Raw genomic sequence first — 10,079 nt, 5'->3', positions numbered from 1 at the left:
ATCGAGTTCTTTCCGCTACCTAGGGCATTTTCTATGACCGAAATGCCCTATTTGTGCTGGGCTTTTTTATACACTAGCACTGGGGTGAATAGTTACTTTCTCGATGAAATTAGCGAAATCCCGCTCCACCTGCAAGTAAAACTCCTTCGTGTGCTTCAGTCGATGGAAATTATGCGCTTGGGGGCGGAGGCGCCCAAACGGATCGATGTCCGCATCATCGCCGCAACGAACAAACCGCTTGAAGAGCTGGTCGCCGCCGGGCGGTTCAGAGCTGATTTGTTTTACCGGCTGAACGTCATGCCGATCGCCATTCCGCCGCTGCGCGACCGGAAGGAAGACATCCCGCTGTTGGTCGACCATTATCGAAAGCGGTTTGCTAAAAAGTATCAAAAACAGCTCGTGTTCACCGACAGGGCGCTTGCGATGATGATGGACTACCATTGGCCTGGCAACGTCCGCGAGCTCGTCAACGCCATTGAGCGCATGTTTGTAACGTCTGCCGCGCCCGTCGTCGACGAAGATCACGTGGCCAAATGGCTTCATCTTGAGCCGCCGACGGCTGCCGATCCGGTGTCAGTCAGCGAGGTCGTTCCGCTCAAACAAGCGGTGGCGGACGTCGAGCGCCAGCTCATCATCAAAGCGCTTCATCATGCGCGCACGTATCGGCGGGCGGCGAAGCTGTTGGGTGTCGATGCGTCGACCCTTGTGCGCAAGGCGCAAAAATATGGAATCGAATCACGGGGAGGGGAAGAAGATGGATTTTACGTTGCCAGCCGAGATTGAATTTTTAAAAGAAAGGCTCTGTTAAAGAACATTGTTGATATTTGAAACCCAACCAAGTTCTTGCTATAATTACAATTAGAACAAATGTTCGGGATTGTTAATGATGGACAAAGCGTTCAGTAACCTATTAAAATACATCGACAAGTTACCCCATACTAAAAAGGAACAAGTATATCAATGGGTAAAACGTTATGTTGACCCGACCTCTTCCGTTGGTGGTAGATTGATTAACGAAATGAGGGAAACTCGTTTTAAAGATGGTTTCGAGTGTCCCCATTGTACATCTGAACACGTTGTTCGATTCGGAAAAGTCAAGGGTCGTCAACGGTATCGTTGTAAAAGTTGCCTTAAAACCTTTACGGATACGACTAACACCGTTCTTTATCGCACCCGAAAAGGTGATGAATGGATTACATTTGTGGATTGTATGTTCAAAGGCTACTCCCTGCGTAAATCGGCTGAAATCGTAGGGGTTACTTGGGTTACACTTTTTTACTGGAGACATAAACTGCTATCCGCCTTAAAGCAAATGGATTTTGACCATTTTGAAGGTATCGTTGAAGTTGACGAGACCTATTTCTTGTACTCTCAAAAAGGGCAACGTGGCATTACAGAACGGAAGCCTCGAAAACGTGGAGGAAAATCCAAACACAGAGGAATCAGCCACGAACAAGTATGTGTTCTTGTTGCAAGAGACCGTACAAAAGCAACCGTCTCCAAAGTATCTTGTATGGGGCGTATTGTAAAAACCAAAATTGAAACTATCATTGGTACTAAACTATCGTCTGACAATGTGCTTGTTACAGATGTTTGGAGAGCATACAAAACCTATGCAAAAGAAAAAGGGTTAAAGCATTACCGAATCAAATCCGATGATGGAAAGCACGTTATAAAAGGCTTATATCACATTCAAAATGTCAACAGTTTTCATTCTCGGATGAAGAAGTGGATTGACCGTTTTAAAGGTGTGGCTACAAAATATCTTGATAATTACCTTGCTTGGTTCTTGTTTATAGATAGTCGCAGTAATGAAAGCACAAAACACAATATCAAAGAGTTCCTACTATCCTCATTTGTATTTGAAATGACCGATACTTATGATAGTTTACGTTTATCTAAATTCAGTGTGTAATTTATGAATAAAGTTTTCTTTTCCGACTAACTAAACAGATTACGAAGAAAAAGGGGGAAACATATGCCACAAGAAAAGTATTGTTTAGGATGTGAATTAGCAAACAAAAAACTACCAGTTTATGTTGTGTACGAAGATGAGTATGTGACTTGTATCTTAGACCACGCTCCCTTTAATGATGGACATACTTTGATACTACCAAAGAAACATTTTAAAGAAGTGGAAGAACTCAATGTGGATACAGCAAATGCAATTATGAAGGCATCTATACTTGTTTCAAAGGCTATTAAGTTATTGTATAAACCTGATGGTATTACAATTTGTCAAAATGGTGGTATTTTTAATGAATTAACCCATTATCATATGCATATTGTACCAAGATACGAAAATCAGTCTTTTGCAGATTTTTACTTAGAAGATGAGACAGAAAATGATAATAAAGTAAAAAATCTTAGGGACGTAATGTTAAAATTACAAGAGGCAATATACGCTGTTAAATAATAATCTGTATCAGCTAACGATGGCGTTATTTCAAGAAAAGAAGAACTTTCTTAACTCCGAAGTTCCCAAATTTTTGTGCTATATCAACATTAACCTTTAACACAGCCAAAAGAAAACGTCCGTAAATTTGTGAAAGAAGTCGTGGAACCGGTGGCCATGGACATTGAAGAAAACGACCACATTCCAGAAGATATTATTGAAAAATCGAAAGCCATGGGGCTGTTCGGCTTAAGCATCCTGGAAGAATACGGCGGCCTTGGCTTGTCGATGGTCGGCAAATGCGCCATTTATGAAGAACTCGGGAAAACGCATAACGGCTATACGACATTAATCGGCGCTCATACCGGCATCGGTACGGTCGGCATCGTCGAGCTCGGCACCGAGGAACAAAAGCGGCGCTACTTGCCAAAAATGGAGACAGGCGAATGGATCGGCGCCTTTGCCTTAACCGAGCCGAGCGCCGGCTCGAACGCCGCCGCAATCGGCCGTGTGCCAAGGCCGAGCATCATCGCCCAGCCGCCGGCAAGCTCCACCATCGTCACGATGTAGGCGAGCCAGCCGGGAAGCCCCATCGCCGCAAACGAATCGGCCGCCGCCTCAAGCCCCCGCTGCCATTTCACCCAGCCATGGGCGAAAAAGATGAACCCGGTGACAATCCGCAACAGAAAGGCGCCGAATTCCTGGGAATGCATGAGATTCTCCCTCCTTGTCCCAACAGCATGGTAGTACAATGTATGCGGGTGGGTCCGCCCCCATGCCTTTCGTTCGCCATTTGACTAGCGATGGGTTACAATGGAGGGGAAGCGCGTCAAAAGTAGAGGAGGATGGCCATGAAAATTGAAGTATGGTCCGATTTTGTCTGCCCGTTTTGCTATATCGGCAAACGCCGATTGGAACAGGCGCTTGAGCCATTTCCGCACCGGGAAGACGTTGAAATCGTATTCCGCAGCTTTGAACTCGATCCAAACGCACCAAACGAGACCCCGTTGACGATTCATGAAATCATCGCCAACAAATACGGCATTTCGCTCGAGGAAGCGAAGCGGGCGAACGCCGATATCGGCCGGCAGGCGGAGGCGGTCGGTTTGACGTTCCGCTTTGACACGATGAAGCCGACGAATACGTTTGACGCCCACCGGTTGGCTCAATATGCGAATGAAAAAGGAAAGCTTCAAGATGTCGTCGAGCGGTTGTTTTACGCCTATTTTACGGAGTCGAAGCGAATCAGCGACCGCAATGTGCTGCTTGCGATCGCCGAAGCAGCCGGGCTTGACCGGACGGAAGCGGAAGAAGTGTTGGCCAGCGGCCGCTACACACAAGAGGTGCGCCGCGATGAGGAAGAAGCGGCGGCGTTGGGCGTCCGCGGCGTGCCGTTTTTCGTTCTGAACCGGAAGTATGCGATTTCCGGCGCCCAGCCGGTTGAGGTGTTCCGGCGGGCGCTGGAGAAGGTATGGGAGGAAGAACAATCGCGGCCGCTGCAGCCGCTGTCGACTGATCAAGGCGGGACGTGCACCGACGAAGGGTGCTCTATTTAAGAAAATAAATCAAAAGGAAAAGCCGGTTAGGGATGCCTAGCCGGCTTTTTTGCGAAGCCCCATAATGAAACAATGGGAGAGAAGATTAACCGCGCTTCACAAACAGCGGCAAGTCCGTATGCCCCATGCCGCGGACGTAGACGAACAGCTGGCCTTTATGATGAATTTCGTGATCCATTGCCATTTGCAACAACTGTTTGGTTGGAATTTGAATGCCGAAAATCGATGTTAAATCGAGCGTTCGGTCGAAGTCGTCATCGCGCATCGATTCGATGAGCTGCTTCGTTTTTTCCGTATACGACTCCGCCAGCTTGGCCAAATTCGTCTCCGATTCCTCGATTTTTTGCCGGAACAGCGATGGATCGCCGTGTTTCGCCGTGTTGGCGAAATTGTAGAAGCTGAACAGCATATGTGTCGCCAGCTGCTTTGCTGTCATCGAGGTCGGCGTCGGTTTGTAATCATAATGCGCCTCGTCGATTTTGCGGATCAGTTCCATCGTGACATGGCGGCGGGAAAGGAAATATTGCACCCATTGTTGTGCGCGGGACATGTGTATTCCTCCTTTGGAATTCATTTCCTCGTCCTATTATACCACAAATAGAGGAAATGTTGGCGGCTAGTGTTTCTCCTTGTTTTGGTCCTTTGCCTGTCACCTTTTCCTTTCAAACTGCTTATTCTATTAATAAAATAAGGAAAAATGTGGAGTGGATGTCCCTATATTGTCTTCGTGAAAAACGCCGGCATGTAAGGAAGGGGGGAAAACGACGATGCCGAAAATTTTTATTGACCCCGGTCATGGGGGAAGAGATACCGGCGCGATCGGCAACGGGTTGTTGGAGAAAGACATTACGTTGTTTATCGCTCTTGAAATCAACCGTCTGCTGCAAAATGAGTATGAAGGAGTGTTGGTGCAGCTGAGTCGGACAAAAGATGAAACGGTGCCGCTTGAGGAGCGGACGGATCGGGCCAATCAATGGGGGGCGGATTTATACGTGTCGATTCACGTGAATGCCGGTGGCGGCACGGGGTATGAAGATTATATTTATAATCGGCTCGATGACGATTCGGTAACAGCCCGCATCCGCGATGCCATTCATGAAGAAGTCGTCAAGGCTACAGGATTTCGCGACCGTGGGAAAAAGAAAGCAAACTTCCATGTGCTGCGCGAAACAGTGATGCCGGCGGTGCTCACGGAGAATGGATTTATTGATCGAAAAGAGGATGCAGAAAAATTGAATGACACCCAGTTTTTGCGAACAGTCGCCCGTGGGCATGTAAATGGAATGGCACGGGCATTGGATCTGACAAAAAAATCAAACCTCTCTTTAACGCGTGTGACAGTGGATGGAACGCAAGTCGGGGCATTTGCGGAGAAGGAAAATGTGCTGCGTCAAGTGGAGCGTTATTTAGGAAGAGCGAAGCGGATTGAGCTTGAACAAGTCAAGGAATGACGGGAACGCTTGCCTAGTTTCAGCTGGGCGAGCGTTTTTTTGTCCGTTTGTCCTAGTGGAAAGGCCGCCTCCTCCTTTGGCCAGCCGTCATATGAGTATAGCGAGAAACAAAGGAGGGGGGAAAGAGATGTTTGGCTATTCGATCGTGCAGCTCGCCCGCCGCCATGCGAGACGGCTTGACCGTCCGCTCCGCCATGCGCTTGTCAATATGTACAAACCAATGACACGGATGCCGTGCATTTTCCACCGTTGGATGGAGCGGTGGTGGCGAAAATGGAGGACCGTTTCTGTTTTGATCGAGGTTGAAGGCACAGAGGGCATTGAGGCGCTGGCCAAGGCGGAGCAGGACCATTTCCGCATGAAACTGCATCACCATTTCCGCCATGTCCCGCTATGGAGTGCACGGGTGACGCCGGCAGCGCTTGAGCAGCTGCTTGAACATCCGAAAGTGAAAAAAGTGTACCTCAATCGGCAGGTCAAGGCGCTGTTAAACAATGCAGTCCCATCGGCCAATGCCAAACATGTGGCTGTCAACGGAACTTCACCGGCCTTCTAGAAAAAAAGAGGGAAGCGCTTATTGTGCGCTTCCCTCTTCATTTTCGCGTTTGTTGTAATCGTATTTCGACGGATCGACCGGTTCGAAGCCTTTTGGGGTATAGAACCGGAGCAAATCGCCGTAAACAACCTTATCCGACAGGTCGAGCTTCGTGCGGATGATTTGTTCGAGACGTTGAATCTCCGGCGTTTCTTCAAGCGGCTCGCCCGTTTTCGTATCATAGTACTTGCCGTTGACCGCTGTCACGGTTGGCGTTACGAAGTCACCGTTGCGGAACGGGATGATTTCTTGATGGTCCGGCGACAACAAGTCCGTCCCGAAGTGGACGTAATTTTTCGTGTCGATGCCAAGCAAATGCAGCAAAGTCGGCAACAAGTCGATTTGGCCGCCGAATTCATGAATGACGCCGCCTTTTATGCCTGGGACATGGATGAACAGCGGCACTCGTTGTAACTGGGCGTGTTCATACGGCGTGATTTCCTTGCCTAAAATTTGCGACATGGCCTTGTTGTGATTTTCCGAAATGCCATAATGGTCGCCGTACAAAATAATGACCGAGCGGTCGTACAGACCGGATTTTTTCAAGTAATCAAAGAACTCTTTGACGGCCTCATCCAAGTAGCGGGCCGTTTGGAAGTAACGGTCGACCGAGTCGTCTCCCGTCGTTGCCGGCGGGATTGTGGCATCTTCCTCGCTGATCGGGTACGGGAAGTGGTTCGACAGTGTAATAAATTTCACATAGAACGGCTCTTTCAACGTTTCCAACAGCGGGATCGACTCCCGGAAGAACGGTTTGTCTTTCAACCCGTAGTTCAAGACGTCCTCGTCGTTCATATCATAGTAGCTGGCGTCAAAGAAATGATCGAACCCGAACGATTTGTAAATTTCGTCGCGGTTCCAGAACGATTTGTAGTTGCCGTGGAAAACCGCGCTTGTGTAACCGTATTGGCGCAAAATGGCAGGAGCCGCATGGTACGTATTTTGCCCTTTCGTCGTGAAGACGGCCCCTTGCGGCAGGCCATAGAGCGAGTTTTCGAGCATAAACTCTGCGTCCGATGTTTTCCCTTGACCCGTTTGATGGAAGAAGTTATCGAAATAGAATGTGTTCGGATCGCGGGTGAGCGAGTTTAAGAACGGGGTGACCTCCTCCCCGTGCAATTTGTAGTGAATAACAAAGTTTTGCAGCGACTCCAAGTGAATGTAAATCACATTTTTTCCTTTCGCCACACCGAAATATTTCGGGTTCGGCTCAGCATACGTCGCCTGCACATGGTTCAATACGGTTGTGATGTCGCTTTTGTTCGCGAACGCCCGTTGTGTCGACGATTTCATGCTTTGGATCGTGTCATAGATCAAGTAGTTGTATACCCCTAAATATTTGACGATATAGTTGCGGTCAAACGTTCTAGTCAACAGCTGCGGGCGGTCGGCTTCCGCGAGCGCCAAGTTGACGCTGAACATTAAAATGGCCGAAGCAAAAATAACGCCTTTTTTGACGCGGCCGGCCCGCACCGGCGGAAGCGGGAACCGTTTCGAGAACACGATCACTGCCAAAATGATCGTGTCCAAGAAATAAAGCGGGTCATACCATCTGAGCAATTCCAAAATGCTGCCGCCGAGATCGCCAAAGTTTTTCGTTTGCGTCAACGTCGGCAATGTAATAAAATCGCTGAAAAAGCGATAATAGACGATATTGGCGTATAAAATGAACGACAAAATGAGATTAATAGTAACGAGCCGCCTATATACCCGTGTTTCTCTGCCCAATAGGGCTAAGCCAAAGAAAAACACCGCCGAGCTGATCGGATTGATCAACAGCAAAAACTCCTGCATGGAGTTGCTGATGCCAAGGTTAAATTCCGCTAGATAGGCGACATACGTCTTCAGCCAAAACAAGAGCACCGCCAAAATAAAAAAACCAATATATTGGTTAGGGAGAGAACGGCATTTTGTCAACAATTTCTTTCCAATCGTTTTCACGTTCTCTTCTCCTCCTTTGCCTCGTATTCTCGAAAGATCCAATTCTATTTCTATTCTTCTATGAACAGCTTCCGCGCATAGCAGCCAGCATTTTGTCCTGACATCATTTTACATCGGAACGTCTCCATGTCAAGTAGCATAATACGTCTTTTGCCAAAAGTCAATGGAATGTTTTTTAAGGATTGACGGACGCCCCCTTCCTTTCCACCTCGTTTCCCTGTATGGCGATGGACTGCCACTCATATAGACGAATGGAAATCGAAAAGGTTTCAACTGCCCTTCTGAAAACGTCCCGATGCGCGTGGCCATGCCCTTTACCCATTTTATTAGACAACGAGGACATTATGATAAAAATTGTTGGCTGTACCGGAATCGGCTTGTTTTTGGTATATTTTTTCTATGCATCATCCACAAACTATAAGGAAGAACTGGATGAAGGGAAAGAGGTAAGCCATGCCAATGAATCCAAAAGGCAAATTTTTTGATCCGCCGAAAATTCTCGTGTCCGGATTTGCGCTCATTATTTTGATTGGAGCGCTGCTGTTGATGCTTCCTGTTGCGACCGTGGATGGAAAGGGGCTGCCGTTTTTAGACGCGCTGTTTACAGCGACTTCCGCGACGTGCGTAACTGGACTTGTTGTCGTCGACACCGGGACGACGTTTACCCTGTTTGGCCAGCTCGTCATTTTGGCGCTCATTCAAGTCGGTGGGCTCGGATTTATGACGTTTGCGACGCTGTTTGCCTTTTTGCTTGGCAAACGCATTTCGTTGAAAGAACGGCTCATCCTCCAAGAGGCGCTCAATAATTTGACGATCGAGGGCATCGTTCGGCTCGTCAAACGCATTTTCCTTTTTACTGTTGTGATTGAAGGGATCGGCGGGGTGTTGCTCTCAATCCGCTTTGCCTTTGACATGCCGCTCGGCCGGGCGATTTACTTTGGCTTTTTCCATGCGATTTCGAATTTTAACAACGCCGGGTTTGATTTAATGGGTGAGTTCCGCAGCTTGACCGGCTATGTGGACGATCCGGTCGTCAGCCTTGTTGTGCCGATTTTGATTATTTTAGGCGGAATCGGCTTTATTGTCATGAATGAAGTGTACGAGTATAGGCAGACGCGCCGCCTTTCCCTTCATACGAAGGTCGTCGCCATTACGACGGCATGGCTGCTAGTAGCCAGCATGGCGCTGATATTGCTGCTGGAGTGGAACAATCCGAAGACGATGGGGCCGCTGTCGCTCTCAGGCAAGTTTCTGTCCGCGTTTTACCAGGCGGTCACTCCGAGAACGGCGGGCTCGAATACGCTTAACATCCCGGATTTGACGCAGCCGACGCTGTTTTTGATCGTGTTTCTCATGTTTGTCGGCGCTTCCCCGGGTTCGACGGGCGGTGGAATCAAAACAACGACCTTTACGACGTTGCTCGGCGCGGTTTGGTCGCAAATTCGTGGGAAGGAAGACGTCATTTTGTTCCGAAAACGAATCGTCTATGATACGGTATACAAGTCGCTGACCGTGACCATGAGCGGGCTGTTTATCGTCATGTTTGTAACGATGGTGTTGACGATCACCGAGAGCGGAAAAGACTTTCTCATGATTTTATTCGAAGCGACGTCGGCGTTTGGGACCGTCGGACTGTCGATGGGACTGACTCCAGAGTTGTCTCCGCTCGGAAAGGCGGTCATTATCTTGACGATGTTTGCCGGCCGCGTCGGTCCGCTGACGATCGCGTACGCGGTCACGCTGCGCCGTCAGCCTGATCCGTTCCGCTATCCGAAAGGGAAAATTATGATTGGATAGAGGCAAGACAGGAAAAAGAAAGAAAGCATAAAGATAAGGACGGTTTATGCGAAAAAGCGGCTCAAAGGCAGAGAAAATCGTTGTTTTTTCTGCTTTTTCACTGTTTACGGAGAAAAGGGGGAGGAGTAATATATGGAAGCAGAAACAACTGAATATTTAGCGCTGAATCCGTCATGGAGCGGGGGACCCACTTGTTGCAACGCTCGTTGCTAGGGGTGAATCCGAAAGGACGGGCATCTCTCCAAGCCCGAACCCGACAGCTAACCTCGCAAGCGCTTTGGGGAGGGATGGGTATGGCCTTAGAGTGTACATAGCCGTTGAGCGCACCCTCAACGGCTTTTTTG

The 10,079-nt window shown here is 48.5% G+C and carries 8 protein-coding genes, 3 pseudogenes and 1 riboswitch; of the genes and pseudogenes, 8 read left to right on the top strand and 3 right to left on the bottom strand.

Annotated elements, in window-relative coordinates:
• Nucleotides 1-96 precede the first annotated feature (96 nt).
• From CV944_RS11160 to CV944_RS11145, 4 genes and pseudogenes are all read left to right on the top strand, one after another.
• Nucleotides 97-783, top strand: a pseudogene (locus CV944_RS11160) (sigma 54-interacting transcriptional regulator); the annotation flags it as partial.
• 103 nt (nt 784-886) lie between these two features.
• Complete coding sequence (locus CV944_RS11155) at nt 887-1,915, top strand: IS1595 family transposase (protein WP_100664195.1); 1,029 nt, start codon at nt 887-889, stop codon at nt 1,913-1,915.
• Nucleotides 1,916-1,978: 63 nt separating this feature from the next.
• Complete coding sequence (locus CV944_RS11150) at nt 1,979-2,416, top strand: HIT family protein (protein ID WP_013401174.1); 438 nt, start codon at nt 1,979-1,981, stop codon at nt 2,414-2,416.
• 108 nt (nt 2,417-2,524) lie between these two features.
• Nucleotides 2,525-2,899 (top strand): annotated as a pseudogene (locus tag CV944_RS11145) (acyl-CoA dehydrogenase family protein); the annotation flags it as partial.
• Here CV944_RS11145 and CV944_RS11140 read toward each other — a convergent pair.
• Entirely contained in the window at nt 2,815-3,108 is a 294-nt protein-coding gene (locus CV944_RS11140) for a DoxX family protein (protein WP_233204999.1), read from the bottom strand. The pseudogene CV944_RS11145 and the gene CV944_RS11140 sit on opposite strands and share 85 nt — an antisense overlap.
• Before the next feature lie 138 nt (nt 3,109-3,246).
• Here CV944_RS11140 and CV944_RS11135 point away from each other — a divergent pair, with 138 nt between their 5' ends.
• Entirely contained in the window at nt 3,247-3,951 is a 705-nt protein-coding gene (locus CV944_RS11135; RefSeq protein ID WP_015373773.1) for a DsbA family oxidoreductase, read from the top strand.
• An 85-nt stretch (nt 3,952-4,036) separates the two neighbouring features.
• Here the strand turns inward: CV944_RS11135 and CV944_RS11130 are convergent, their stop codons facing one another.
• Nucleotides 4,037-4,501 (bottom strand): DinB family protein, encoded by a 465-nt coding sequence (locus CV944_RS11130; protein ID WP_233204998.1) that lies wholly within the window; start codon nt 4,499-4,501, stop codon nt 4,037-4,039.
• Between the two features lie 217 nt (nt 4,502-4,718).
• Here CV944_RS11130 and CV944_RS11125 point away from each other — a divergent pair, with 217 nt between their 5' ends.
• Complete coding sequence (locus tag CV944_RS11125; RefSeq protein WP_100664193.1) at nt 4,719-5,402, top strand: N-acetylmuramoyl-L-alanine amidase family protein; 684 nt, start codon at nt 4,719-4,721, stop codon at nt 5,400-5,402.
• 127 nt (nt 5,403-5,529) lie between these two features.
• Nucleotides 5,530-5,943, top strand: a pseudogene (locus tag CV944_RS11120) (serine protease); the annotation flags it as partial.
• Between the two features lie 33 nt (nt 5,944-5,976).
• Here CV944_RS11120 and ltaS read toward each other — a convergent pair.
• On the bottom strand, nt 5,977-7,938 hold the full coding sequence (gene ltaS, locus CV944_RS11115; protein ID WP_100664192.1) for a lipoteichoic acid synthase: 1,962 nt from the start codon (nt 7,936-7,938) through the stop codon (nt 5,977-5,979).
• 459 nt (nt 7,939-8,397) lie between these two features.
• Between ltaS and CV944_RS11105 the strand changes: the two genes are divergently transcribed.
• The gene (locus tag CV944_RS11105) at nt 8,398-9,735 is read left to right on the top strand and encodes a TrkH family potassium uptake protein (RefSeq protein ID WP_100664191.1); all 1,338 of its coding nucleotides are present in this window, start codon (nt 8,398-8,400) and stop codon (nt 9,733-9,735) included.
• Nucleotides 9,736-9,885: 150 nt separating this feature from the next.
• Nucleotides 9,886-10,025, top strand: a riboswitch (cyclic di-AMP (ydaO/yuaA leader).
• The last annotated feature ends 54 nt before the right edge of the window (nt 10,026-10,079 follow it).

The organism is Geobacillus sp. WSUCF-018B (assembly GCF_002809985.1).
Taxonomy (GTDB): Bacteria; Bacillota; Bacilli; order Bacillales; family Anoxybacillaceae; genus Geobacillus; species Geobacillus thermophilus.
The sequence above is the reverse complement of the archived record's forward strand: the minus strand, read 5'-3'. Positions and strand labels throughout refer to the sequence as shown.

Bases quoted from the DNA above. Each gene is read 5' to 3' on its own strand.
- CV944_RS11155 (WP_100664195.1), top strand. From the start codon at position 887: ATGGACAAAGCGTTCAGTAACCTATTAAAATACATCGACAAGTTACCC.
- CV944_RS11150 (WP_013401174.1), top strand. From the start codon at position 1,979: ATGCCACAAGAAAAGTATTGTTTAGGATGTGAATTAGCAAACAAAAAA.
- CV944_RS11140 (WP_233204999.1), bottom strand. From the start codon at position 3,108: ATGCATTCCCAGGAATTCGGCGCCTTTCTGTTGCGGATTGTCACCGGG.
- CV944_RS11135 (WP_015373773.1), top strand. From the start codon at position 3,247: ATGAAAATTGAAGTATGGTCCGATTTTGTCTGCCCGTTTTGCTATATC.
- CV944_RS11130 (WP_233204998.1), bottom strand. From the start codon at position 4,501: ATGTCCCGCGCACAACAATGGGTGCAATATTTCCTTTCCCGCCGCCAT.
- CV944_RS11125 (WP_100664193.1), top strand. From the start codon at position 4,719: ATGCCGAAAATTTTTATTGACCCCGGTCATGGGGGAAGAGATACCGGC.
- CV944_RS11105 (WP_100664191.1), top strand. From the start codon at position 8,398: ATGAATCCAAAAGGCAAATTTTTTGATCCGCCGAAAATTCTCGTGTCC.